A 25,237-nucleotide genomic window follows, 5' to 3' on the forward strand; every position below is an offset into this window, starting at 1 on the left:
TCGTTCAGTTCAACTGAGCAGCTGCGGTGACTCGATTGCGTTGATCATCGAGCAGAGAGCGAAGCACTGGGTGATCGCTCAGATCAGGATCGTCGCGGAGGATATCCGCGGCCTCGTCCCGGGCCTCCTCAAGGACTGACCCATCATCGGCCAGGCTCGCCAAGGCCAGGTCTGGCAAACCGGATTGGCGAGTCCCCAACACTTGCCCGGGGCCACGAAGCCTCAGGTCCATCTCGGCGATCTCGAAACCATCCGTCGAGCGGACCAACACCTCAAGTCTCTGCCTGGCCAAGGGATTGCGACTGTCGTTGATCAACAGGCATCGGGATGCTGCAGCACCGCGACCGACCCGCCCTCGCAGCTGATGAAGCTGTGCCAGTCCGAAACGATCGGCATGGTCAATCATCATCACGCTGGCCTCAGGAACATCCACACCAACCTCAACAACAGTGGTGGACACCAGAATCTGCGTTTCCCCGCGCGCGAAAGCTTGGATCACCGACTGCTTCTCCGCACTCGGCAGGCGTCCATGCAACAGCCCGACCTTGAGATCCGGAAACACCTCGTCTTCAAGCTGATGATGCACATCAACAGCAGACCTCAAGTCCATTTTTTCAGACTCCTCCACAAGCGGAAGCACCACGTAGGCCCTCTGGCCTCTCTCAACCTCCTCACGGATCATGCTGTAGGCCTGATCACGCTCTGAGCCTGCCAACATCGTGGTCTTGATCGGCGTGCGTCCCGGCGGGAGTTCATCGATCTGACTGACATCCAGATCTCCATGAAGTGACAAAGCCAGCGTTCGCGGAATCGGTGTCGCCGTCATCGTGAGCAGGTGGGGCTGGAGACCTTTGCCGAGAAGTCGATTGCGTTGACGAACTCCGAAGCGGTGTTGCTCATCCACGACCACCAGTCCCAGTCGGTCGAATGCAACTGGATCTTCCAGTAGGGCATGGGTACCCACGAGAACCTTGCAGGCCCCTGAAGCCACATCAGCGAGCATCTGCCTCCGTTTCTTGAGAGGCGTCGAACCGGTGAGCAACTCCACCGTGACATGCAACGGAGGGAGCCACTGGCAGAGACTGCGGTAATGCTGTTCCGCAAGCACCTCAGTGGGAGCCATCATGGCTCCTTGCCAACCGGCCTGAATGGCCTTGAGCAAGGCAGCAACAGCAACAACGGTTTTCCCACTGCCAACATCACCCTGCACCAGCCTGGCCATCGGCTCCGAACGTTCGAGATCTTCATCGATCTCCGCCAGCACTCTGTTCTGTGCATTTGTGAATTGGAACGGGAGATTATCCAGGAACCGACCCAGGAGACCGTCGCGATCTGAGGCGATCCTCAGTGATGGTGCTGTTCGCTGACACAGTGCCGCCCTGCGCTGCATCAATCCGAGCTGAAGCAGCAGAAACTCATCGAAGACAAGACGGTGACGGGCCTGCTGAAGCTGCTCGGATGTCTCCGGTCGATGAATCGCCGTCAGCGCCTGGTGACGATGCAGCAGATGCCGGGCCTGGCGTCTCTGAGGTGGCAGTGGCTCAGGCCAGAGGCGTACCGATGGCAGGGCCGCCTCCACCAGGGTTCTGAAACGATCGGCTGTCAGTCCTTCCGTCAGGGAGTACACCGGCAACAGCCTGCCGATTCGTTTTGATTGCAGTGGAGCTTGAGCATTCTCCATCACTTCAATCAGCGGATCTTGAAAGCTCAGGCCGTACGCACCTTCCTTGACCAGACCACTCACAGCGACGGTGGCTCCATTGGGATAAAGCCTCGTCTGACCATGGAGATAGGAGGGATTGCTGAAGCGGCGACCTGCCAAGAAACGACTGACCTTGATCCGTCCAGTGGGGTCCTGAAGCTGCAGTTCGATTATGGAGAGATTGGGGTTTCTCGGACTTGTGAAGCCGTGGCAGCGACGGACGGTGGCAACGATGGTGGCTGTTTCACCTGGAACCAAGGCTTCGATCCGGCGCAAGGCGGAGTAGTCCACATAGTCCCTTGGGTAGTGCAGCAACAAATCTCTGACCACCAGAAGCCCGAGGCTGGCCAGGCGTTCCGCCTGCTTGGGGCCGATGCCACGGACCCGTGACAGCGGTGCGTCAAGGGGCATGACTCCCTGGTGGTTCCCTCGAGCTGCTGTGCTGCTGGTGGCAACCTTCAATTTGGGAGGTGCCATCGCTCGCGTGGGTTCCAGACGCTGACGCAGGGCATGGAGCCACTGCCTCACCGTGGTGACAAGGCGCCGGCGCGCTGCATCACTGAGGGAGGAATAGGACTGAAAATCGTTGGAGAATGCCTGAAGGCGATCCTTGCAATCTGGCGGGAAAGGAATTCCTGGTGGTCCCCCCAATTCACGACTCAGGAAACTGTGAAATGTCTCCTGCCGGCCCTGAACATTGACGAATCCACGCTCCGCCTCAAGCGACAGCGCCTGCTGAAGCGGACGAATCCAAATCTGAAAACGCTCCAGGGCCTGATGATCCAGGCCAGAACTCAATGGCGCGGAGGGGTCTCCGTTCGGTTGGGCCACCAATGGGTTTGAACCTCCCTGGCGCTGCTGCGACGTTGCCAGTGTCGCTCCTTAACCACAAAAGTGGAGAGAGCACGCCGTTGATTCTGGATGCGTCCGCGGCAACGGCGCAAGGATCGATCATCGAATTCCAGTTCGGAGCTGCGCAGAAGTAGGCAAAGCGTTTCGTAGGCGTGCTGATCACCAGTGGTGGGCAGCGGCAGCTGGAGTTTCAAAAGATTGGAATGGGTGGCTTCCGATGGAAGCTGACCGGTCATGGCCGCATCCAGCAGTTGGATAGGCAGCAGACTTCTGATGATTCCCGCACGCATCAGCTCCACGTTGAGGGCATGGGACAGGTTGCGCAGACGTCGACTGAGGCCAGCATCAATCCCCTCCATCCAGACCAGAAGAGCGCTCGGTGACGTTGGCATCAACTGATCCGACCCAGTGACATCCGCCATCAAAGGGGGGGCTTCAGATCCCATCGCATCACTCGAAGACTCTTGGGCATCCCTGGGGTCCATGGCCTCACCAGCGAGCACGAACAGAGACCGGAGCAGGTCAAGCTCCGTCGTCTCCTGTGAAGGAGGTTGCTCATCGTTCGCGGGCTGCTCCATCTCAATGTCAGTCCTCTCGTCAGTGGTCACCCTCCCTGGGAACAGACCATCAATCAGATCTGAGCGTTCCAGGGGAAGAGACAGGCCGAGATGAACTTCCTCACAGGCAACAGTCGGAGCCGGTGACTCAGATGAACTGCTCAGTGCCTGGACCTGGAGGAGTTGGTTGCGTTGTGCTTCGTGGCGCAGACGATCCGCCGTAATGATTAGCTGCTCAACAGTGAGGAGAGAAGACGTTCTCTGAACAAGCGCATCCACACGACGATGCAGTTCTTCGACTCCTTCAGCTCTGCGGATGCTTGCGTCGACACTGCGAGCGCAAAGCAGATGCTTGATGGCTGTACGAGCAGCTCCGGACAGCTGGTCTCGGACGATCTGAAGATAGAGAGCCTGTTCCCGGTAAAGAGCTGGTGCCAGGGACCGGCATCGGCAACCCAGACGCTCCAACTGGAGGTCTGGGTCGTGGCAATGGCGACTCTCCGAATCAGCCTTCAAGATCAGCCCTTGGTCATCGAAGCCACTTCAGCGGCAAAGTCATTCTCCTCGACTTCGATGCCCTCACCAAGGGTGTAGCGCGTGAAGCGGCGTACCTTCACGTTTTCTCCGATCTTTCCGGCTGTCTGCTTCACCAGTTCAGCAACAGTGAGGGAGCTGTCTTTGATGAAAGGTTGCTCCATCAGAGCAAGTTCCTTGAGGCGCTTGTTGATCCGACCTTCGACAATCTTCTCCTTCATCTGCTCGGGCTTGCCATCGAGGTCGTCACGACCCATTTCGATGGTCTTCTCGCGTTCGCGGATCTCAGCAGGGATTTCATCGGTGTTGACGTATTCCACTCCTGGGCAGGCAGCCACCTGCATGGCCACGTCTCTGAGGAGCTCCTGGAACATGTCACCTCGGGCGACGAAGTCGGTTTCGCAGTTGACTTCAACAAGCACACCGACCCGTGCTCCGGTGTGGATGTAGCTACCGATAGCGCCTTCAGCAGCAGTGCGACCAGACTTTTTCTCTGCGCTAGCGATGCCTTTCTGGCGAAGCCATTCGATGGCTTTGTCAGCATCGCCGTCAGTGGCTGCAAGTGCTTTCTTGCAATCCATCATTCCAGCGCCGGTCTTGTCGCGCAGGTCCTTAACGAGCTTGGCGGATACGGCAGCGGCCATCAGAAGAGAAGGAGGGGAGGATTTGGGCAAAAAGCCGCCTTTCCAAACATTCGGAAGGGCGGCGTGAACATAGCGGCTCGCGGGACTCAGCCTTCGCTGTCGTCACCACCACGCTGCTCATTGGAGCCGTGACGGCCTTCATTGATGGCATCGGCCAAACGGCTCAGCACCAGCTGGACGGAACGCACAGCGTCGTCGTTGCAAGGAATGGGAACCTCGCAGAGATCCGGATCGCAGTTGGTGTCCAGCATCGACACCAGGGGGATATCCAATTTGCGGGCCTCGAGCACTGCGTTTGTTTCACGCCGCTGATCGACCAGCACCACCACATCGGGGAGACGACGCATGTTCTTGAGGCCACCCAGATACTTCTGGAGACGGTCAAGTTCACGACGAAGAACGGCGCCCTCCTTCTTGGGACGCATGGCGATCGCTCCGCTGGCCTCCATCCGCTCCAGATCCTTGAGGCGGTCGATTCGGGCTTTCATCGTGGTCCAGTTGGTCAGCATGCCGCCCAACCAGCGTTGGTTGACGTAGGACCCACCGCAGCGCAGGGCTTCCTGAGCCACCACTTCAGAGGCTTGTTTCTTGGTTCCTACGAACAGGAAACGTTTGCCGCTTCTTGCAGCGGAACGAACCCATTTGTAAGCGTTGTTCATGCAGACAGCAGTCTGCACAAGGTCAATGATGTGAACTCCGTTGCGCGCGCAATAGATGTAGCGCGACATTTTGGGATTCCAACGACGGGTCTGGTGTCCAAAGTGGGCACCAGCTTCCATCATCTCAGCGAGAGTGACAACAGCCATGATTGATTGAGGTTTCGGGTTGGCCTCCACCTGTCAGGGATCACATGGATGGCTTGAAGCCACACCACGGTCAGCACCCGAAACAGACAGGTGTGTGGTTTGAGAGAACACCTTGAATTTATCAAACGGACTGCTCAACGCAGACCGATGGCCTTGGCTTCGCTGTACAACGCCTCAACACCAAGACGATTCAAGGGAAGGCGCAACAGCTCCAGGGCCAGAGAGGGCTGTCCGCGATGAATGAGCCAGGAAAGAAGCGGTTTGAGTGATCGCTCATTGACCAGCCCGCCGAGGGTTAAAACCGACCACAGAACCCTGTGCATCCATGTGAACTGGATGATTATGCGCACTCTGCGGCTGGGGTGCTTTCTGTAGAAGACAAGTCCCATCCGTGCCCGCTCTCTCTCCACACGAATGAGATCGGGGATTTGTTCAAGCCGGAAAGCGGGATGCCAGTGATAGCCGACAGCATCAGGGCAGCGAACCAGTGCAACACCCATCTGTCTCAGACGTTCACCCAGTTCGAGGTCCTCCCAGCCATAGAGCCGGAATCCCGTATCAAAAAGGCCTGACTGCTCGAGAACGGAGCGGTCGATGGCGACATTACCGGTTGCGAAATAAGCCCAGGAGAGATCCCTGAGCTTGTGTCGCTCATGCGTTGGATGCTCAAAATTCGCAGTATTGATCACAGCGCCGTAGGTGAAGCACAAACGATTTCCGCTACGACGCCATGCTGCTGTGAGCGCCTTGGCATGACTGGCGAGAAATGCTGGTGTGACGACGAGATCACTGTCAATGAAGACAATGACGTCACCGCGAGCGTGGCTGACGCCACGGTTCCGACCTTCAGCGGGTCCACCGTGGCTCTGTTCGATCAGACGCACGCTGGGGAAGCGACTGCTTGAGGCTCTCAACCAGTCGGGCGTTCCATCGGTGGAGCCGTCATCGACAACGACCACCTCATAATTTTCGATCTCCCCACAGGGACTCTGCCCTTCCAGTGCAAGCAAGCACTTCTCCAGGATCGGGCGTCGGTTGTAGGTGGGAATGACGACGCTGATGAACATCCGCGCTTCACGGTGATCCGATTGAAGTCAGCCTAAGGGCACAAAAAAAGAGGGGGTAACCCCCCTCTTACAGAAAAGCCCGAACTCAATCGGCGGCGCCACCATTGTTGGCTGTGCCCGTAACACCGTTGCCGGCACCTTCGCCCCGACCGTCATTGCGCATCTTGCGCTTCTTGAACTTGCGCGCGTAGGCGCGGTTGCGCTCCTGCTTTTCTTTCTTGAGATTTCTGCGCTTGGCCATGCGTTGGTTGAACCTTTGGCGGTTATCCGATCAATCTACTCAATGGCCTGGAAGAGGCGACCGTCTTCCATCCGCACCAGCCGATCAGCCACATCGAGAATCCTGGGGTCGTGGGTGACCATGAGCACGGAGCAGGACTGTTCACGCGCCAGACGCTTCAACAGTTCCACCACTTCTCGCCCCGTTGCGCTGTCGAGGGCGGCCGTGGGTTCATCAGCCAGGAGGAGTTTGGGCCTGGCGGCAAGCGCTCGGGCGATGGCCACGCGCTGTTTTTGTCCTCCCGAGAGATCGTGAGGAAGTTTGCTGAGCTCGTCGTCCAGACCAACGGCACGCAACCACTCCCTGGCTTGATCCCGTCTGGCCCGATAGCTGAATCCGGGGAGGAGATCGGATCCCATCTGAACGTTCTGTTCCGCAGTGAGGCAACGGAGAAGATTGTGGCCCTGAAAAATCATTCCGATTCGGCGACGAAGCTTCTGCCGCTGGCCCCGTCCAGCGCCCTGTAACTGCTGAGCGAACACGCGAACGTCGCCTTGCTGCACCTGACGCAAAGCCCCGATCAAAGTAAGCAGCGTGGTCTTTCCACATCCGGAGGGTCCTGTCAGAAGCACTACTTCACCAGCAGCGATCTCCAGATCCACTCCCTGCAACACCTGCCGTCGGGTTGATCCCTTGCCATACCAGTGGCTCAAGCCATTGATGCTCACACTGAGCTCCTGGCGGGAACCTTGCCTCTGAGTTGACTCTGAAAGCGTGGTGCTCGACATCAAAAGATCTCCGCCGGGTCGGCATCCACGAGGCGCCGCATCGCCAATCCTGCTGAGGCCATACACATGATCAGAATCATTGTGAACACTGTGAACGCTCTGTTGAAATCCATGGCAACGGGAAGCTGGGTTGCATTTCTCACGAGCAGATACAAACCTTGGCCGGCGGCATAGGCCGGAAGGTATCCGAATAGGGCAAGCAGCAATCCTTCACGCACCACAACACCGAGAAGAGTGAAAAGCCGGTACCCCATCGCCATCAACGTGGCGTATTCAGGCAGGTGATCACTCACATCGGAATAAAGCACCTGGTAAACGATTACGCACCCCACCACGAAACCCATCGCAGCTCCGAGAGTGAAGATGAAGCCAATGGAGGTGCCGGTTTTCCAATAATTCTGCTCAAAATCAATGAAACCTTGTTTTGTCAACACGGTGACATCGTCAGGAAGCAAGATCTTTAGACGCTCCATAACAAGTTCAGGGTCTACATCAGCGTTGAGACGAATCAATCCAACCTCGATGCTTCCAGGGGGAGTATTCGGGAGCAATTCACGGAACGTTTCGCTGCTGGTGAGAAGATTTCCATCGGCTCCGAAGGACGTACCGAGCTCGATCAAGCCTGCAACACGAACACGTTTGCCAGCAATTTCGCTGTCCACAACACGGCCTTCGCGGAACCACTCAGCAACTGGTCCGAACTCCGGTCGCGATCGTTCATCAAAGAGAACTCGGCCTTTTTGGGTGAGCTTCCCAGCTTTGGGCGCCAGCGTCGGATCGGTAAACAAAGGATCACCGGGTTCAAAGCCAAGAGCAAGAATGGATCGTGTTCCACGGGTTTCTGGATTTCTCCAGAGGAGCAAGTTCCAATTCACGGGAGTAATGCCTTCCACTTCCGGAAGCGCCATGGCCTGAACCAGCCGCCTTTTAGGAAAGCCAGCCATACTCACGGAACTGGTTGATCTCGGGCTGATTAAAACGATGTCGGCATCGAATAATCGATGCACAGTGACACTGGCATCAAACAATCCGTCTCGGAATCCGAGCTGCATGAACATCAGGATTCCAGCGAAACTGATGCCAGCCAGAGCGACAGCCAAGCGCACAGGCTGTCGGATCAACATCAGCGAGGCCAGGGGAATGCCTCGGCGGCTCCAGAACCCACCGCTCATGAGGTTTTGAAGCGCGCGATCACTTTCAAGCCGGCTAACGATGCAACCCGGAGTGCTGAGTCGCGATCAAGACTGACCTGAACCTCCACCACCCTGGCGTCAGCATCACCGGTGGGGTTCGTGGACAACACCTCCCGCTGCCTCACCTGAGGGCTGATGCGCTCGACGCGCCCTGTGAGACGTCCTTCGAAACCACCGTTCTCACTGACAAGCGTCACGGGATCACCAACGGCAATTCGGTTGATGTCGGATTCATACACTTCAATTAATGCTTCCATCGATTGGCTGGCGCCAACCTCAAGCACGCCATCTCCATCGGGGCGCTCGCCCACCCGGGTGTGCAGCCTGAGAACTGTTCCGTCAATCGGTGATCGAAGCTCACTGTCGACCAGATCAGCCTCAAGGGATCGGCGTTCAGCGATTAGTTCAATGCGCTTGCGCTCCGCCAAAGTCAATTCGTTCTGCTTCTCTTCGAGAATCACCATCGAAGCGGCACCGACTTTGGCTGCTTCTGCGTAGCGAGCAACCTCTCGGCGTCGCAAGGGGATTTCTGTATCGATCGTGCGAATCTGAGCATCAAGAGCCTCCAGATCAGCTTCGATCTGTGGACGGCTATCGAAAACAGCCAGCACCTGGCCACGAGTGACCGTATCTCCTTCATTCACAAGAAGCTTGGACACTCGGGGGGTGCCACCGAACCCGCTGATCGGTGCCGCGAGACGGCGAATCTCTCCAAGAGGACGAAGCCGCCCCAAGGCAGCCACAGCCTCCGGTGCACGCGGTGATTCGGTCTGAGGAGCCTCCTTTACAACAGTGCCAGGCCTTTGGAGAAACGCGACACTGCCAGCAATCACAAGGATCGAGAGCGTCCCGACCCCGATCCATAGAGAGCGCTTCGACATTACGGGCAATCTGGTTCGTCGAAAAGCAGCTTTTCGATGTAGCGGTCGGCCCAGTCCGTCCCGAAGGCTTTCTCCAGAACCCGACGGGTTTTGTCGTTGCGTTTCTGTTGCTGGCAATACGACACCTGCCCGTGGTATCTGGCGATCGTAAACGGATCGCTGGAAGCCGTTGGTTGTGCACGCTCCACGGCACGACTCAAGATGCCCAGATAGGTTTCAACAAGCCCCACAAACCAATCCTCCTCCTCGCGATTGGCAGGACGGATAAAGCGCACGAAGGGCGAAAAAATCGTGGCCCAGGCTGGGAGGTCACGCACCTGTTCGAAGGCGGGACTATTGATGTTGCTGAGAGCTTCGTTGATGGCAGCGGGCAAATGTTCACCCACTGGCGAAAGATCAACGATCGCCGCGGAAATCCCAGCTGGACTGGCAACGATGTCGGCTCCGAACACGGGGAGATCGAAGCGTGGGTCGGGAAAGAACACGCAGTGGAGGATTTGCAGGCCCACCCCCAGTCGGGCCGTTTCAAGATGCAGCTTGCGAAGACCGCGACAGCGGTGCACCTCGTTGCGTATGAACAACGCCTCCCCATCAAGACTGCCGATGATCTCCTCTAGATCCGCAGGAACTGCAAGATCCTGCAGATCGGGAAGCCCCTCGCGACACTGACGGATGCGAGCGGCTAGGGACATCACCAACGGATGAAGCTCCGGGCCGCTCGAGGACTCAGGCATCAATCCGATCCGTCATTGCACAGAATGGGACTTTGCCACGCGACCCTGACAGCGATCTCATCCGGTCCTGCACTGGAATACCTCACTCTTGCGAACAAAAGCACCCTGGTGTCGGCAGAACTGCCGGGTGCGGGTCTTACCTGCCTTGATTTCTGGTGTCGGGGGGGAAGCTTCTGGGAACGCAAGGGAGAAGAGGGCATGGCTCATTTTCTCGAACACATGGTGTTCAAGGGGAGTGAGCAGTTGCAACCAGGAGACTTCGATCGCCAAATCGAAGCCCTCGGCGGCAGCAGCAATGCCGCCACCGGTTTCGATGACGTGCACTTCCATGTTCTTGTTCCACCCAAGGAGACAGCCGCAGCGTTGGACCTGCTGCTTGATCTGGTTTTGAACCCCTCCCTCGATCAGGGTTCTTTCACCATGGAACGTGAGGTGGTGCTGGAGGAAATCTCCCAATTCCGCGACCAACCCGATGATCTTGTGTTCCAAAGCGTGCTGGAACTCTGCTTGCCCAAACACCCCTATGGCCGCCCAGTCCTAGGGCTCGACTCCAGCCTGAAAGCGATGGACCCCTCGGGAATGCGTCGCTACCACCAACGCCGTTACCAGGGGCCGAACTGCTGCCTTGCCGTTGCTGGAGCCATTCCCAATGACCTCATCAACCAAGTGAGAGGAAGTGCGCTCACGGCATTGAGCAATGAGGCTGATGCCGCAGCTCCGAACCCTTATGCCCAAGGCAGCCGCTCAGCGGAGCAGCTGCCTTTTCAAAGCGGAAGGGAATGCCAGAGCTTTGCGAGACTTGAGTCAGCACGCCTCCTGATGGTCTGGCCAACCGCTGCGGCTTCTGACCCTATTGGGGTGGCGGGGGCGGACCTGGCGACCACGATCTTGTCCGAAGGGCGTCGGAGCCGGCTGGTGCAACGTCTCCGCGAAGATCTGCAGATCGTCGAGTCCATCGACATGGACGTGACGACACTCGAGCAGGGAAGTCTGGTGATGCTTGAGGCCTGCTGCCCCGAAGACCAACTGCAACGGGTTGAACAGGAAATCAGAGAGGAACTTCAGCGCAGCGCCGAGAAACCCGTGCTCGAGGAGGAACGAAAGCGGGCTTTCCAAATGGTGGGCAATGGATACCGATTCAGCCTTGAAGCCCCGGGCTCGGTGGCGGGCTGCGCGGGCTCCCAGGCCGTCTGGGGACGACAGCGTCAGCTGCTCGAACCTCTCAAGGATCTCGAACAGTGGAGCGCGACAGCCCTGCAGGAGTGTGTGATGCAGCGGCTCCAGCCAGACCAGGCATGCACTTTGATCGCTCGCCCTTCGGAATCAGCATGAACGGCACCACTGGGGTGGTCATCGACCCGGTCGCAACCACCGGAGTCCTTTCGGCAAAGCTCTGGATCCGTCGCGGCAGCGGTGAAGATCCCGTTGGCCAGCGCGGTGGACATCAACTTCTCGGATCCGTTCTCAGCCGTGGCTGTGGACCGCTGGACCATGTCCAGCTGGCGGATTTAGTTGAAGGCTGCGGGGCAGGGCTTCGTTGCGATACCCACGAAGATGGAATCCTGATCAGCCTCAAATGCACGCAAAACGATGCCGACAGGCTGCTGCCGATCCTTGGGTGGATGCTGCAGCGTCCCCATCTGAACCCGGCTCAAATTGCGTTGGAAAAGGAGCTCAGCCTGCAGGCCCTCCAACGACAGCAGGAGGATCCGTTTCAGCGAGCCTTTGATGGCTGGCGACAGCTCGCCTACGGCAAAGGTCCCTATGGACACGACCCTCTTGGCGTCGCTGTCGATTTGGAGGCCCTTGATCAAAACCACCTGGTAGCCCTTGCAGCCGCAATCAACGATGGCGGATCCGTTCTGGCCCTCTCCGGAACGATTCCTGAAGGACTCCAGGACATCCTGCAGGGCTGGGGGGATGGAGCACTCCAAGGACGCTCGCAGGGGGAATCAGCCTTGGACAACGGTTCAGAGTTAACGAGCCAGTCGTTAACTCTGAACCGCGTTGAGACCGAACAGGTTGTGCTGATGCTCGGACAGGCCACGCTGCCCCACGGCCATCCGGATGATCTGGCCTTGAGGGTGCTCCAGGCCCATTTGGGATCGGGGATGTCGAGCCTTCTGTTCAGACGTTTACGCGAAGACCATGGTGTCGCTTATGACGTGGGACTTCACCATCCAGCAAGGCAGCGTTCCGCTCCCTTCGTGATGCACGCATCCACCGGGGTGGAGCGGGCGCGGCTAAGCCTCGAACTGTTGATGCGGAGTTGGGACGAGCTGTTGGACTCCGTGATTGCACAAACTGATCTCGATTTGGCGATGGCCAAGTTCCGGGGTCAGCTGGCCCACGCGTCCCAGACCACAGGCCAGCGGGCTGAGCGTCGCGCCCAGCTCCGAGCGCTTGGGCTTCCGGACGATCACGATCGTCGTTGTGTCGATCAACTCAACAGCCTCAGTGGTGTTGCACTCAGAGCAGTGGCCTTGCAGCACTTGAAGAAGCCGATCCTCAGTCTGTGTGGACCCGCTTCCTCCCTGCGCATGCTCGAATCCGTTTGGAGGCACGGACCGTTTCATTCAGCTTGAAGCTTGATCTCCGATGGGAGCCAGTACGTCTGTCCCCAGGAGAAACGTTCCTCGGGAAAAACGCACCGCGACAGTCTCTCCGTGATGGAGAGCAGTCACCGTTCCCACTTCATCAAGATCCACCAGATCGGGTGGTCGCAGCATCGGCATCGGATCCGCTGACTTCAGAAAGGGCTGGGCGCGAAGCAGTCGTACTTGGTCACCAATGGAAACGGCCATAGGAGCTGGGCAATGTGTTCCTCTTACAGCAGGATGGTGCCAGCTGACGACTGCCCGTGAGGGCTTTGGCCACATGGAGCGGCGCTGTCGCCGGTCTGTTCCTGATTCTGGTGGGCAGCCTGATCCAGGCGGCTCTGGTGGTTCCCCTGCCTGAGCTGCCTCCACCTGTGTTGCCTTTGCCCAGCACCTGGCAGGTGCCGGCGCTGCTTTTGTGTTCTCTGGTTGCAGGACCTCGCGCCGGTGTGATCGCCTCTGTTGCTTACTTAACCATCGGCCTTGTGGATCTGCCTGTGTTTTATGGCGGTGGCGGCATTGCTTACGTGCTCACGCCTGGATTCGGATACCTGGCGGGATTCATCCCGGCCGCATGGTTGACCGGTCGATTAGCCATGCAGAGCGGCATGAATGACATCCCCCGGCTCACGCTGGCTGCCATGGCCGGTTTGCTCATCATTCAGCTCTGCGGGCTGCTCAATCTCCTTTTGGGTGCAGGACTCGGTCGCTGGCAGCAACCCCTGGCTGAGCTGTTGTTTAGCTATAGCCTCGGCCCCTTGGTTGCGCAGCTGGCCCTTTGCTGCGCAGCAGGTTTATTGGCCCGTTGCATGCGCGGTCTGTTGTGGGTGGAATGAACGCAACCGAAAGCGCCGTCAGAAGGAAACGCCGTTCGCTACGGCGAGAAACACTGCTCTTGATCAGCGTTGGGATGGTGATCCTTGATCAGTGGAGCAAGCACTGGGCTCGTTCCGCATTGATCCTCGGCAGGCCAGTGCCGTTCATCCCCGGCTTTCTGCAGCTTCGTCTCGTGCACAACACAGGTGCAGCCTTCAGTTTGTTCACAGACTCCACTCTGGTTCTCGGCGTTCTGAGCCTGCTAGTGACGCTTGGAGTCACGGCATGGATCTGGAGTCAGCCAAAGCGTTGTTTCTGGATGGGTCTTGCTTTGGCATTTCTGCTTGGAGGAACCCTCGGCAATGGCATCGATCGTTGGCGCCTCGGCCACGTCACCGATTTTCTTGAACTGGTGCCGATCCAGTTTCCGATTTTCAACTGGGCTGATGTCGTCATCAATTTCGCAGTTGTCTGCTTCGCCGTCGATGCCTTCCGTGAACGCCATGGCCAAGTTGACTCCTAAGCAACAGGCTCCAGCGCGGCTGACGATCCATCAGCATGATCGCCCCGATCAAACCCTTCACCTTCACGGGGAGGGATATCGCATCGGTCGCGATCAAGCGCTGGAGATCTGCATTGAGCATCCCGCCGTCAGCCGCCAGCACGCCGTACTTCAGAAGCGCAATCGGCAGTGGTATCTCCTGGATCAGGGTTCCACCAACGGCCTCTGGTGGCGAGGACGCAGGGTTAAGGAAATCGAATTAAACGACGGCGACCAGATCAGCCTGGCTCCCGCCACGGAAGCAGGAGCCCCATCCCTGCAGTTTGAAAATCCAGCTGACCGGGGTGGACAACGCATCCGGCGCTGGCTTGGGATCGGACTCCTGCTGGCTCTGGGGGGATCGGGTGCTCTGCTTCTTCTTGCTGGTCTGGATGTGCCCGTCCGTGGCCGACTGGCCACTGTGCGTGGACCTGTGGCCATCTACGACGGCAACAACAAACCTCTCGATTCCGTTGATTCCAGTCGTCATCGGGAATTGGCCACTCTCGCCGACTTTTCACCATCGCTGATCAACGCCCTACTCAGCAGTGAGGACAACCGTTTCTGGTGGCACCCAGGGGTTGATCCCATTGGAACCGTGCGTGCGTTCGCCACCAACCTGACCGGTGGACGGGTTCTGGAAGGGGGCAGCAGCCTCACCCAGCAACTGGCCAGAAGCCTGTACCCGGATCTGGTTGGCGAGGGGGACACCCTGGGCAGGAAATGGAGAGAACTGCTGGTCGCCCTGCAGCTGGAGAGTCGCTTCAGCAAGGGTGAACTGCTCTTGAGCTATCTCAACAGGGTGTACCTCGGGGTGGGGTGGGGTTTCGACGATGCCTCCCGAACCTTTTTCAATAAATCAGCTGGGTCGCTCACGGTGGAGGAAGCAGCGCTGTTGGTGGGCCTCTTGCCCTCGCCCAATGGCCACGACCCTTGCCAGTTTCCGCAGAGAGCTCTCGAAGCCCGAAACAGAGTTCTGAACAAGATGGCGGATGCCGGGCGGCTCTCCCTGGATGCAGCGCGCGCGGCCCGTCGCCAGCCCATTCAGCTGGCCAAAAATGCTTGCAGCAAAGAGGCCACACGTCGCTCCGCTCCCTTTTACACCGATCAGGTCAGGAGGGACTTAACGGCTCTGGTGGGCCCCGAGGTGGCAGCTGAGGGCAACTTCCTAATCGAAACCCACCTCGATCCGGTGCTTCAGAGCGTGATTGAACGACGCCTGCGCAACCTGATCAGGAATGCCGGCGGGTTGGGTGTCAGTGAGGGCGCTGCCGTCGTGATCGACAGTCGCAGTGGTGGTGTGCTCGCAATTGCCGGTGGACGCGACTACCGCTTCAGCCAGTTCAACCGTGCCTCCATGGCCATGCGACAGCCAGGAAGCACTTTCAAGCTCATGACTTACCTGGCAGCGCTGGACCGGGGAGTGAAGCCCACTGAGAGCATCGACTGCAGCGCCATGGAATGGGGTGGACAGCGGTTTGAAAGTCCCTGCAATGGTCGTCTCACGCTCACCAGCGCTTTCGCATCAAGCAGCAACACGGCAGCCCTGCGCCTCGCCAAGCGTGTGGGACTGGAACAGGTGGTTCGTCAGGCCCGGGCCTTGGGCATCACCACCCCTCTCGATCCCGTCCCTGGATTGGCGCTGGGACAGAGCGAAGTGCGCTTGATCGAGCTCACCAGTGCCTACGCCGCCGTGGTCAACAAAGGCGAATGGAAACCACCCACCACGATCCGCCGCTTGATGGATGCTGAAACCTGCCGGCAGGACAATCTGCGTGGATGCGGCAGTCTCACTGGGGCGGAAGACAACAGCCTGAATGCCGGACGTCAGGCCATCCGCCCGGACGTTGCCAAACAAATGCAGGCGATGCTGCGAGCGGTGGTGAGAAATGGAACAGGCACCGGAGCGTCCCTGGGAGGAGAAGAAGGAGGAAAGACCGGAACCACCAATGACGGACGCGATCTTCTGTTCATCGGCTACGAACCAAGCCGTCACTGGGTGCTGGGAATCTGGCTTGGCAACGACGACAACAGTCCCTCGGCCAGCTCGAGTGCGCTGGCAGCATCTCTGTGGGGGGAAATCATGCGTTCTGCAGGACGCGGCGGGCTGAATACGCGATAACAGGCGAATGAAACAGCAGACCCGCTGGCTATTGGCAGGAGCTGCGGCTTTGGTCGCACTGATGGTGATTGGCCTGGTGCTTCAGGCCATCCGTAACCTGCTTTGGGATCTCAGCTATTGGTTGCCACCATGGCTCGTTGGGCCCGTGCTTCTCATCGGTGCCGTGCTTCTGGTGGCCGCACTGATCCAATTGGGTGTTCCGTGGCTGAAATGCTGGAAGCAAGGACGCCATGCCCAGGACTCGAAGTCACACAAGCCAGCGCCACCGAGCAATCGACGGGACGCAGCCCGTCAAAGCCTCGACAGTGTGGACCGACTTCTAGCTCGACTGCAGGACGATGTCGCCCGCCGATCGTTGCTGGAGGAGCGGGAGCGCGTGGCCCGACAACTCGACCGTGGCGATCTGGAAGTGGTGGTGTTTGGAACCGGATCAAGTGGAAAAACATCCCTGATCCGTGCCCTGTTGAAGGACATCGTTGGCGACGTGGGGGCATCCATGGGTTCCACCAGTGAAAGCCGCTCCTATCGCCTGAGGCTGAAGGGATTGGAGCGAGGCGTGCTTCTTGTGGATACGCCTGGAATCCTTGAAGGAGGCCAGGACGGACGCACCCGCGAGCAACAGGCCAGACAACGGGCGTCGCGCGCTGATCTGATGCTGGTCGTCGTGGATGGTGATCTGCGCAGCCAGGAACTGGCCATCGTTCAGAGCCTCTCTGGACTTGGCAAAAGGCTCCTCCTCGTGCTCAACAAGTGCGACCTCCGCGGGGAGGAAGAGGAGCGACGGCTGATGCTGCTCCTGCGTGAACGCTGCCTGGGTTGGCTTCCACCCGACGATGTTGTCGGGACCAGTGCAGCCCCCCAGTCGTTACCAAGACCAGGACAGAAACCCTGGCAGCCCCCCGCAGAGGTTGGGCAACTGCTCAGACGCCTCGCTGTCGTCCTGCATGAGGACGGCGAAGAGCTCCTTGCTGACAACATCCTTCTCCAGTGCCGATCGCTCGGTGAAACCGGCCGCAACCTTCTCGATCAACAGAGAGAAGAGGAAGCCCGACGCATTGTTGATCGCTACACGTGGATCAGCGCAGGTGTAGTGGCAGCCACTCCCTTACCGGGAGTGGATCTGCTGGGTACAGCCGCGGTCAATGCCCAGATGGTGATGGAGGTCGCTGGTGTTTTTGGCATTCAGCTCACCCGCACAAGGGCCCAAGACCTCGCCCTCTCCGTGGGCAGAACTTTGGCAGGTCTCGGTGTCGTCAAAGGTGGGGTGGCCATCATTGGAACAGCACTGAGTGTGAACCTTCCAACGCTCCTGCTTGGTCGAGCCGTGCAAGGGGTCGCAGCTGGATGGCTCACCAGAATTGCCGGTGCCAGCTTCATCACATTCTTTCAACAGGATCAAGACTGGGGCGATGGTGGCGTCCAAGACGTTGTTCAGAGGCATTACGACCTCAACCGTCGTGATCGCTCACTGCGGGAGTTTCTTGAGACAGCGCTCCGACGGGTGGTGGATCCTCTCCAACAAGAGGCGAAGAAACGACTGCCGCCCCGACCAGGGCTTCGGGCGGAGGCGGACGCATCGGACCGCGGCTATCGAGAATCGTGATGAGCCCTAGATAAAGCAGACCGATCAGGATCGACACGGCCCCTGTGAAAACCGCAATCCATTTCCCTCGTTGTTGTTGCGATTCTGTCCCTGACATCAGTGCAGACTCCGCCCGATCGATTGGTTGATGCGCATCCCCAGATGATCGATCAGCGCGTCAGACGTATGGGGATTCCCGAGCACCACTTTGATGTGGTGGAGGCCTCTGTATTGGGGTCTTGACACCATGATTTGTTCATCGAGAAGTCCCTGACGGAGACGAGCTGACCAACGTTCACTTCGGTCAGAGTCTGCGTTTTTCGGTACACAGGTCAAGAGATGGAGCGGGCCAGAAAGAAGATCCAGCGCTTGGTCGTCGAGGCATTGCTGCAACCGCTCTCTGCGTGCCACAGCCTTCACCAGAAGCGAGTTGATTCCAACCATCCCAAGTTGACGCAATCCAAGCCAGAGCTTGAGAATTTCCGCCGGTCTGCTGCCTTGCAATCCCATCTCACCACCGTGAGCACCAACGGAAGCAGGCTCCATGTAAGGCAGTCCGGTTCCGAAAGCAGCGTGCAGTGTGGACGTATCGCGAACCAGCAACAACGAGGAGGTTTTGGCGATCCCGAGCAGTTTCTGGGGATTGACGGTGATTGAATCGGCTTCAGACAATCCGTTCACCAATTCGCGGGTTTCCCCGGAGAGAGCAAAAACAGCGCCGATGGCACCATCCACATGCAGCCAGGTGCCATGGGTTTGGGCAATCGTCCCGATGGCCCGCAAGGGGTCAATCGCACCACGCACTGTCGTTCCAGCTGTGGCGACGATGGCCAAACACGGACGCTGCTTAGACGCGAGACGGTGGAGTTCCTCTTGCAGAACATCCAACCGCAGACATCCATTGGCATCCACGGGGATTCGCCGCAAAGCATCAGCACGAAGCCCCATCACCCTGCAGGCCTTGGCCAAGGAGACATGGGCGTCATCGCTTGTCAGAACGACAGCGTCAGAAACACCATTCAGCCCCAGGGAATGACGAGCTGTGACCAGCGCGGTGAGGTTGCTCAGAGTGCCTCCGCTGGCAGCGACGCCCCCTGATCCCATGGGGAGGTCGAGACAGGACGCAAACCATCCACAGAGTTGACGCTCCAGCTGCGAAAGACTTGGTGACAGTTCCTCAGCCAGAAGGTTGTTGTTCAGTCCTGCACAGATCAGCTCTGCTGCGACCGAGGCTGTATTGGGTGGAGGATCCAGATGGGCCAAGGCACCTGGATGGGATGGCTGGTAAGCACCATCCATGACCTGCTGAAGATCATCGAGAAGATTTTGCGCTCCAAGTCCTTCCGTCTCAGGGAAAGCATCAGGGAGCAACCGCAACGAAGGCAGGGGAGACCGCTGATTGGCAGAACCAAACCAGCCGCAAAGTTGGGCGCAGGCCTCCTGCAGAAATGTCTGCAACTGAGGGTCCAGGCCATCGGGCGAAGCGAAGGGGGCCAATGGGTCCAACGCTTCTGAAGATGACCGAGCGGGGCCGTGCAAGAAAGAGTCGCGATCAAAAACCATTGTCACCTTTGGTGGCACATTGGATGGCAATCAGAGATTCACGGCTGTGCGGGCGGATCCGGTTCAGTTCACTCAACAGGGGATGCACGCTTGGATGCAGCGGCTGCTCAACCGAGCTGAGCGCGTGGGTGCCACTGGAGAGATTCCTGTGGCGGCTGTACTTCTCGATCAAGCAGGGCGGTGCATTGGCCACGGATCCAATCGCAGGGAAACCCACAGAGACCCCCTCGGACATGCGGAGTTGATGGCGCTGCGTCAGGGCGCCTTGCTCCTTGGCGATTGGCGCATGAACCACTGCACCCTGCTGGTGACCCTGGAGCCATGCCCGATGTGTGCGGGAGCACTCGTTCAGGCCAGGGTGGGACAGGTGATTTTCGCTGCCAGAGACCGCAAACGCGGTGGGCTAGGCAGCACGATCAATCTCGCTGATCATCACTCCGCGCACCACCACATGCGAGTGGTGGGCGGAGTGATGGAAGAGGAGGCCTCGTTACAACTGGCGAGCTGGTTCAGGCAGCGACGCAGGAGCCCTGGCGAAAGCGAGGAAGCTCCGACTCAAACAAATTGAGCAGACGGTTCACATTCTCAGGAGTGGAGTTGTAGCCCATTAGGCCAATTCTCCAGATTTTCCCTGCCAGAACGCCAAGACCACCGCCAACTTCAATGCCGTGGGAGTTAAGAAGATGGGAGGAGAAGGCTTTCCCATCCACATCGTCGGGAATCCGAACGGTCGTGAGTGTGGGCAGTCGTAGGTCCTCGGGAACGTGCATTGAAAGGCCGAGCGATTCCAGTCCATGCCAAAGCGCTTCAGCATTGCGGCGATGGCGTGACCAGGCATTGTCCAGACCTTCCTCTGCAAGCAGACGTAGGGCTTCACGCATGCCGAAGTTCATGTTCACCGGCGCCGTGTGGTGATAAACCCTGTCACTCCCCCAGTACTGGTTCAACAGGGAAACATCCAGATACCAATTAGGAACCTTGTCCTTTCTGGCAGCGAGCTTGGCTTCCGCACGAGGACCCATGGTGAACGGTCCCAAGCCTGGGGGGCAGCTCAGACCCTTCTGGCTGCAGCTGTAGGCCATATCCACCTTCCATTCATCGAGATAGAGGGGGACACCTCCGAGTGATGTGACCGTGTCCAGGAGAAGAAGACAGTCGTGCTCACGGCAGAGATCACCAACGCCCTCCATCGGTTGGCGCACCCCTGTGGAAGTTTCAGCGTGCACCATGGCCAGCACTGCAGGCTTGTGATGCTGCAGTGCAGAAGCCAACTCATCGAGCGTGAACGCCTCGCCCCAGGGTTTTTCGATGACGCGGACATCAGCCCTGTATCGGCCAGCCATGTCGGCCAGGCGATTCCCGAAATACCCTTTAACCGCAACCAAGACACGATCGCCAGGCTCAACCGTGTTCGCCAACGTGGCTTCCATCGCGGCACTCCCGGTGCCGCTCATGGGCAAGGTGAGGCGATTGTCCGTCTGCCAGGCGTAACGGAGCAATTCCTGGACCTCACCCATCAGGTCAACGTAAAGGGGATCGAGATGACCGATCGGCGTTCTTGCCAGAGCTGACAGAACAGTCGGATGGGCGTTTGAGGGACCTGGACCTAATAAAAGGCGGTCAGGCGTGTTGATAGGTCCAACGGATTGGCGATGGCGCGATTCAACCTGGGGAAGAGAGTGCGTCATCGGCTGGACGGGAACCATCATTCAATGGCCGAAGCCTACGCATCGATCGGGCCGATTCGAGCCAGAAAGCTCTGTTCCGATGCCGCTTGAAACGTACGGAAATTCCTTGCAGCAATCAGCGTTGGCGAACGTCACTGGCAGCGAGCCCTGCAGCCATGTGCTCAAACGGAGCGCGCGCCAGGCCAAGGCTATTCGGGGGAACGCCCTCAGAAACGAGACGTTCGCAGAGAACATCAGCGAGAAGAACCATGCTTCTCACCGTCGGACCAGTCGGCACACCCAAGCTTTTGTATGTATCGTCCAGCCCGTTCAGAACTCTCTCGTTCAGGATCGTGCTGTCTCCGGCGATCAAGGCGTAACTGGCGTAGCGCAAGAAATAATCCATGTCGCGAAGACAGGCCGCAAGTCGCCGTGTTGTGTAGGCGTTGCCACCGGGAAGGAGCAGTTCCGGATCCCCTTGAAACAGGCGCTGACTGGCTTCACGGACGAGATCAGCCGCTTCACGGTTGATCAACTCAACAGCCTTCAGCCTGATGGTGGATTCAGCCAGATAGTCCTCGATCCGATCAATGGCAGATCGATCCAGGTAACGGCCGAGCTGGTCGTACCGACCGATCAATCCGGTGATGGCATCGCGCATGCAGAACCCTGGCCACGTTGGCCGGAAGCTAACACCAGCCTCGGTGCGAAACCGCTTCCAGCGCGTGGGATCCCGGGAACTTGACAGAAACGGTTACCAAGCTGGCAATCCGACCGAATGAATTTCCATGAGAGAAAAACTGTACTGATTGATACAAAACCTGTGCACGGCGATCCCTACGTTCAATTCGCTATCCCATAAATCACTGACGCCAATGGCTACCACCGCCCAGGACGTGCTCCGTCAGATCAAGGATGAAGGCATTGAGCTGATTGATCTCAAGTTCACCGACCTCCACGGCAAGTGGCAGCACCTCACCATTTGTTCCGATCTTCTGGATGCGGAGTCCTTCAACGAAGGTCTTGCCTTTGACGGATCCTCCATCCGCGGATGGAAGAGCATTGATGCGTCAGACATGGCAATGGTTCCTGATCCATCAACGGCCTGGATTGATCCGTTTTACAGCCACAAAACATTGAGCATGATCTGCTCGATTCAGGACCCTCGGACGGGAGACCCGTACGACCGCTGTCCCCGAGCCCTGGCTCAAAGAGCATTGGCTTACCTGGCCGGCAGTGGCCTTGCTGATACGGCCTTCTTCGGGCCGGAGCCGGAATTCTTCCTCTTTGATGACGTTCGCTACAACTCCAGTGAGGGAGGAAGCTTTTACAGCGTTGACACCATTGAAGCCGCCTGGAACACAGGACGGCTCGAAGAAGGCGGCAATCTCGGCTACAAGATTCAGTTGAAGGAGGGATATTTCCCCGTTTCACCCAACGACACGGCGCAGGACATCCGCTCCGAGATGCTTCTGTTAATGGCCCAACTAGGGATCCCCATCGAAAAGCACCACCACGAAGTGGCTGGTGCTGGACAGCACGAACTGGGCATGAAATACGCACAGCTGATTCAAGCTGCGGACAACACCATGACCTACAAATACGTTGTTCGCAACGTGGCCAAGAGATACGGCAAAACCGCCACGTTCATGCCCAAACCGGTGTTTAACGACAACGGCAGCGGCATGCACGTGCATCAGAGCCTCTGGAAAGCCGAGCAACCTCTGTTCTTCGGCGAGGGCACGGATGCCAACCTGTCCCAGACTGCACGCTGGTACATCGGCGGAATTCTGAAGCACGCACCTTCGTTCCTGGCATTCACCAACCCCACGACCAACAGCTACAAGCGCTTGGTGCCGGGCTTCGAAGCTCCTGTCAATCTCGTTTATTCGGAGGGCAATCGCTCAGCGGCAGTGCGGATTCCTCTGACAGGTCCAAACCCCAAGGCCAAGCGCCTTGAGTTCCGCTCGGGAGACGCATTGGCAAATCCCTACCTGGCTTTCTCCGCCATGATGATGGCGGGCATCGATGGCATCAAGAATCAGATCGACCCGGGTGCTCCCACCAATGTGGACCTGTTCGAGCTTTCTGCTGAGCGTTTGAGTGAGATCGCCACGGTCCCAGCATCTCTTAATGGTGCCCTCGAGGCGCTGAACGCCGATCACCACTACCTCATGGAAGGTGGCGTGTTCACCAAGGACTTCATCGATAATTGGATCGACTTGAAGTACGAAGAGGTGCAGCAGCTACGCCAGCGTCCGCACCCCCACGAATTCACCATGTACTACGACGCCTGAATCCAGGCGTTAGCGGTGCCGCAACTGAGCCATGGCGCTGTCGTGGAGATGTTTCTCATGCATTCTTCGACGCGCCCACACCGTCTGCTGAGCAGAAGCACTGCGCTGATCCAGTTCCTGGTGACTTTCAAGCTGCACTTGGGCTGCTTCTGCGCGGGCAACCTCCTGAGCATGGTGATCCGCCCAAGCCAAATACTCTGCAGCAGCTCGTTGCCGACGCTCCAGCACGTTGGTGGAGTACTTGATGCTTGGAGCTGTGGATTGAGATTGGATCATCATCACGACCTCCTTGGTTCGATGATTTGATTCTGTAGCAATAGCTACCGATTTCGCTTCTTCTTCACAGATCTTTCTCTGGAAGCTCCAGTCACAGCCACGGCGAGCGCCAGGATCAACTGGAATGATTCAGCTTGTTCAGGCTCTCCGCCATGGCGCCCAGCTTCACCGAGATTGCATATCGGACCCTTCAGCAGGGACGGAGCCTCGCGGGGTTGGTCCATAAGGAACTGAGCACCAAGGTGATGGAGGTGGTGGCACCAGACGTTGTACCGCAGACGCAGCCCGTACCGGGCGAGATGATGGATGCTCTCAGGCAGTCGTTGAACACCCTTCACGACCGCGATTGGCTGGATGCCGAGGAGGGGATCTATCCGCAGTCGCTTCTGTTTGATATTCCATGGCTGGACTGGGCAGAACGCTACCCACGGGTATGGCTTGATCTTCCTTCCAACTGGGCACGTCGCAGAGCGAGAGACGTTCAGGATCTTCCGGATCTGTCGGATCGGGACCTGTATCCCGACTACTACCTCCAGAACTTTCACCATCAAACCGATGGTTATCTCTCAGATCATTCCGCAGAGCTCTACGACCTCCAGGTCGACATCCTGTTCAATGGTGCCGCTGATGCGATGCGTCGCAGGATCCTTCCATTCCTGCTGAATGGTCTGAAACACTTCTCCAACCGCTCACAGGCGAACCTGCGCGTGCTCGATGTCGCTACAGGTACTGGACGAACCCTCCATCAGATTCGAGCCGCACTGCCCCAAGCGACGCTCGTCGGGGTGGACCTATCTGAGGCCTACCTTCGTCAAGCCAATCGGTGGTTGAACCAGGGCCGCAGCAGCCTTGTTCAGCTTGTGCAAGGAAACGCCGAACGGATGCCTTTTGATCAGGGTGGATTTCAGGCTGTGACCTGCGTCTTTCTGATGCACGAAATGCCCGCTGATGCCAGACAGGCCGTCCTTCAGGACTGTTATCGACTTCTTGAACCTGGTGGGGTCCTGGTACTCGCCGACTCCGTTCAGTTGAAGGATTCCCCCCAGTTCGATGTGGCCATGGACAATTTTCGACGCGTGTTTCACGAGCCTTACTACCGCGATTACATCAGTGATGACATCGATCAGAGGCTGGTGGACGCTGGTTTCTGCAATGTGCAGGCTGAATCTCACTTCATGGCACGCGTGTGGTGTGCCACCAAGCCAGATACCGCCACGAAGTGATTCCCTGACAGACCGCCTTGCTTCGGTGGTGGAACCCCATAAGGTGCAAAGACTTGAGTGTCCGCCGATGACGAATCCTTTCAGGATCCGCTGGTTGCATGGCTGGACTTTTCAGCTGGTGTTGATGGAAGGCAAGGTTCAGGTTGAAGCACATGGCTTCGGCATTTGTTTGCGCACCGCGGTGCACCCGGGCGAAAGCCCCCAGTCCGCAGCAGATCGCCTTGTCCTCGCGGAAGATCGTCGCCGCAGAGCCCTTCACCAGGCCTGGATCAAAGGCCAGATGCTTCCCGACAGCAACACATCGGATCTCCCTCCTCTCGATGGAGCCCTTCCCGAACCTCCCGATTCCCTGGTTGTCGTTCAGCAGCCTGTCGTGGCGGCCTGAATCAACTTCGGCCTAACCACCATCCGATCAGGAGTCCAGGCCCGCCCCATCGCAGGGCCTTCCAGAAGCGTTGACCTCGTTCTCGACTGAAAAGCCAACGAAATCCCTCTGGGTCGGCGTCAACACACCGCTGAAGCAAGCGGCGTTGTTGCTTACGCCGTCGGGATGTGAGATCAGAATGTTCCCAGTT

The 25,237-nt window shown here is 58.2% G+C and carries 26 protein-coding genes; 10 read left to right on the forward strand and 16 right to left on the reverse strand.

Annotation, left to right across the window (positions count from 1 at the left end; translation table 11 throughout):
* Positions 1-4: 4 nt before the first annotated feature.
* From recG to SynMEDNS5_RS06520, 10 genes are all read right to left on the reverse strand, one after another.
* Positions 5-2,500, reverse strand: coding sequence for an ATP-dependent DNA helicase RecG (gene recG / locus SynMEDNS5_RS06475; protein ID WP_255440358.1), 2,496 nt, complete (start codon positions 2,498-2,500; stop codon positions 5-7).
* Positions 2,497-3,627 (reverse strand): hypothetical protein, encoded by a 1,131-nt coding sequence (locus SynMEDNS5_RS06480; protein ID WP_255440359.1) that lies wholly within the window; start codon positions 3,625-3,627, stop codon positions 2,497-2,499. The genes recG and SynMEDNS5_RS06480 overlap by 4 nt, the downstream gene beginning before the upstream one ends.
* A 2-nt stretch (positions 3,628-3,629) precedes the next feature.
* Positions 3,630-4,289: a translation elongation factor Ts gene (tsf, locus tag SynMEDNS5_RS06485; protein ID WP_186582642.1), complete on the reverse strand. Its 660-nt coding sequence runs from the start codon at positions 4,287-4,289 to the stop codon at positions 3,630-3,632.
* Between the two features lie 86 nt (positions 4,290-4,375).
* Positions 4,376-5,095 (reverse strand): 30S ribosomal protein S2, encoded by a 720-nt coding sequence (gene rpsB, locus SynMEDNS5_RS06490; RefSeq protein ID WP_186582643.1) that lies wholly within the window; start codon positions 5,093-5,095, stop codon positions 4,376-4,378.
* Positions 5,096-5,229: 134 nt separating this feature from the next.
* Positions 5,230-6,162 carry a glycosyltransferase family 2 protein gene (locus tag SynMEDNS5_RS06495; RefSeq protein ID WP_186582644.1) on the reverse strand — a complete coding sequence of 311 codons (933 nt, stop codon included), beginning with the start codon at positions 6,160-6,162 and terminating at the stop codon, positions 5,230-5,232.
* Positions 6,163-6,247: 85 nt separating this feature from the next.
* Positions 6,248-6,403: a hypothetical protein gene (locus SynMEDNS5_RS06500; RefSeq protein ID WP_006850288.1), complete on the reverse strand. Its 156-nt coding sequence runs from the start codon at positions 6,401-6,403 to the stop codon at positions 6,248-6,250.
* A gap of 35 nt (positions 6,404-6,438) precedes the next feature.
* On the reverse strand, positions 6,439-7,170 hold the full coding sequence (locus SynMEDNS5_RS06505; protein ID WP_186582645.1) for a DevA family ABC transporter ATP-binding protein: 732 nt from the start codon (positions 7,168-7,170) through the stop codon (positions 6,439-6,441).
* Positions 7,170-8,342: an ABC transporter permease DevC gene (gene devC / locus SynMEDNS5_RS06510; RefSeq protein WP_186582646.1), complete on the reverse strand. Its 1,173-nt coding sequence runs from the start codon at positions 8,340-8,342 to the stop codon at positions 7,170-7,172. The genes SynMEDNS5_RS06505 and devC overlap by 1 nt, the downstream gene beginning before the upstream one ends.
* On the reverse strand, positions 8,339-9,244 hold the full coding sequence (locus tag SynMEDNS5_RS06515; protein WP_186582647.1) for an HlyD family efflux transporter periplasmic adaptor subunit: 906 nt from the start codon (positions 9,242-9,244) through the stop codon (positions 8,339-8,341). Before SynMEDNS5_RS06515 ends, devC begins: the two co-directional genes overlap by 4 nt.
* Positions 9,244-9,978 carry a phycocyanobilin:ferredoxin oxidoreductase gene (locus tag SynMEDNS5_RS06520; protein ID WP_186582648.1) on the reverse strand — a complete coding sequence of 245 codons (735 nt, stop codon included), beginning with the start codon at positions 9,976-9,978 and terminating at the stop codon, positions 9,244-9,246. Before SynMEDNS5_RS06520 ends, SynMEDNS5_RS06515 begins: the two co-directional genes overlap by 1 nt.
* 24 nt (positions 9,979-10,002) lie before the next feature.
* Between SynMEDNS5_RS06520 and SynMEDNS5_RS06525 the strand changes: the two genes are divergently transcribed.
* Positions 10,003-11,310: a pitrilysin family protein gene (locus tag SynMEDNS5_RS06525; protein ID WP_186582649.1), complete on the forward strand. Its 1,308-nt coding sequence runs from the start codon at positions 10,003-10,005 to the stop codon at positions 11,308-11,310.
* Complete coding sequence (locus SynMEDNS5_RS06530; protein ID WP_186585884.1) at positions 11,307-12,563, forward strand: pitrilysin family protein; 1,257 nt, start codon at positions 11,307-11,309, stop codon at positions 12,561-12,563. The genes SynMEDNS5_RS06525 and SynMEDNS5_RS06530 overlap by 4 nt, the downstream gene beginning before the upstream one ends.
* Here the strand turns inward: SynMEDNS5_RS06530 and SynMEDNS5_RS06535 are convergent.
* The gene (locus SynMEDNS5_RS06535; protein ID WP_186582650.1) at positions 12,555-12,782 is read right to left on the reverse strand and encodes a DUF3148 domain-containing protein; all 228 of its coding nucleotides are present in this window, start codon (positions 12,780-12,782) and stop codon (positions 12,555-12,557) included. The genes SynMEDNS5_RS06530 and SynMEDNS5_RS06535 overlap by 9 nt on opposite strands.
* A 56-nt stretch (positions 12,783-12,838) precedes the next feature.
* Here SynMEDNS5_RS06535 and SynMEDNS5_RS06540 point away from each other — a divergent pair, with 56 nt between their 5' ends.
* The 4 genes from SynMEDNS5_RS06540 (at position 12,839) to SynMEDNS5_RS06555 (ending at position 17,657) form a co-directional block, all read left to right on the forward strand.
* Positions 12,839-13,411: a biotin transporter BioY gene (locus SynMEDNS5_RS06540; protein WP_186582651.1), complete on the forward strand. Its 573-nt coding sequence runs from the start codon at positions 12,839-12,841 to the stop codon at positions 13,409-13,411.
* 74 nt (positions 13,412-13,485) lie between these two features.
* Positions 13,486-13,914, forward strand: a complete 429-nt coding sequence (gene lspA, locus SynMEDNS5_RS06545; protein WP_255440036.1) for a signal peptidase II — start codon at positions 13,486-13,488, stop codon at positions 13,912-13,914.
* Positions 13,895-16,054 (forward strand): transglycosylase domain-containing protein, encoded by a 2,160-nt coding sequence (locus tag SynMEDNS5_RS06550; protein WP_255440037.1) that lies wholly within the window; start codon positions 13,895-13,897, stop codon positions 16,052-16,054. Before lspA ends, SynMEDNS5_RS06550 begins: the two co-directional genes overlap by 20 nt.
* A gap of 7 nt (positions 16,055-16,061) precedes the next feature.
* Positions 16,062-17,657: a YcjF family protein gene (locus SynMEDNS5_RS06555; protein ID WP_186582654.1), complete on the forward strand. Its 1,596-nt coding sequence runs from the start codon at positions 16,062-16,064 to the stop codon at positions 17,655-17,657.
* A 96-nt stretch (positions 17,658-17,753) separates the two neighbouring features.
* Here the strand turns inward: SynMEDNS5_RS06555 and SynMEDNS5_RS06560 are convergent, their stop codons facing one another.
* Complete coding sequence (locus tag SynMEDNS5_RS06560; RefSeq protein ID WP_186582655.1) at positions 17,754-19,199, reverse strand: aminotransferase class V-fold PLP-dependent enzyme; 1,446 nt, start codon at positions 19,197-19,199, stop codon at positions 17,754-17,756.
* Positions 19,189-19,434, reverse strand: a complete 246-nt coding sequence (locus tag SynMEDNS5_RS13090; protein WP_255440399.1) for a hypothetical protein — start codon at positions 19,432-19,434, stop codon at positions 19,189-19,191. Before SynMEDNS5_RS13090 ends, SynMEDNS5_RS06560 begins: the two co-directional genes overlap by 11 nt.
* On the opposite strand from SynMEDNS5_RS13090, the gene SynMEDNS5_RS06565 reads away from it, so the two are divergent.
* Positions 19,324-19,767, forward strand: coding sequence for a nucleoside deaminase (locus tag SynMEDNS5_RS06565; RefSeq protein WP_370593589.1), 444 nt, complete (start codon positions 19,324-19,326; stop codon positions 19,765-19,767). The genes SynMEDNS5_RS13090 and SynMEDNS5_RS06565 overlap by 111 nt on opposite strands.
* On the opposite strand, the gene SynMEDNS5_RS06570 is transcribed toward SynMEDNS5_RS06565, so the two are convergent.
* Both SynMEDNS5_RS06570 and SynMEDNS5_RS06575 read right to left on the reverse strand, forming a co-directional pair.
* Positions 19,709-20,887 (reverse strand): alanine--glyoxylate aminotransferase family protein, encoded by a 1,179-nt coding sequence (locus tag SynMEDNS5_RS06570; RefSeq protein ID WP_255440038.1) that lies wholly within the window; start codon positions 20,885-20,887, stop codon positions 19,709-19,711. The genes SynMEDNS5_RS06565 and SynMEDNS5_RS06570 overlap by 59 nt on opposite strands.
* Before the next feature lie 115 nt (positions 20,888-21,002).
* Entirely contained in the window at positions 21,003-21,527 is a 525-nt protein-coding gene (locus SynMEDNS5_RS06575; RefSeq protein ID WP_186582658.1) for an allophycocyanin subunit beta, read from the reverse strand.
* 214 nt (positions 21,528-21,741) lie between these two features.
* Between SynMEDNS5_RS06575 and glnA the strand changes: the two genes are divergently transcribed.
* Positions 21,742-23,163 (forward strand): type I glutamate--ammonia ligase, encoded by a 1,422-nt coding sequence (gene glnA / locus SynMEDNS5_RS06580; protein ID WP_186582659.1) that lies wholly within the window; start codon positions 21,742-21,744, stop codon positions 23,161-23,163.
* 9 nt (positions 23,164-23,172) lie between these two features.
* Here glnA and SynMEDNS5_RS06585 read toward each other — a convergent pair whose 3' ends face one another.
* Positions 23,173-23,442, reverse strand: a complete 270-nt coding sequence (locus tag SynMEDNS5_RS06585; RefSeq protein ID WP_186582660.1) for a hypothetical protein — start codon at positions 23,440-23,442, stop codon at positions 23,173-23,175.
* A 149-nt stretch (positions 23,443-23,591) separates the two neighbouring features.
* Between SynMEDNS5_RS06585 and SynMEDNS5_RS06590 the strand changes: the two genes are divergently transcribed.
* On the forward strand, positions 23,592-24,662 hold the full coding sequence (locus SynMEDNS5_RS06590) for a class I SAM-dependent methyltransferase (protein WP_186582661.1): 1,071 nt from the start codon (positions 23,592-23,594) through the stop codon (positions 24,660-24,662).
* 67 nt (positions 24,663-24,729) lie between these two features.
* Entirely contained in the window at positions 24,730-25,047 is a 318-nt protein-coding gene (locus SynMEDNS5_RS06595; RefSeq protein WP_186582662.1) for a copper-binding protein, read from the forward strand.
* Positions 25,048-25,237 lie beyond the last annotated feature (190 nt).

This window comes from Synechococcus sp. MEDNS5, assembly GCF_014279875.1.
Taxonomy (GTDB): domain Bacteria; phylum Cyanobacteriota; class Cyanobacteriia; order PCC-6307; family Cyanobiaceae; genus Synechococcus_C.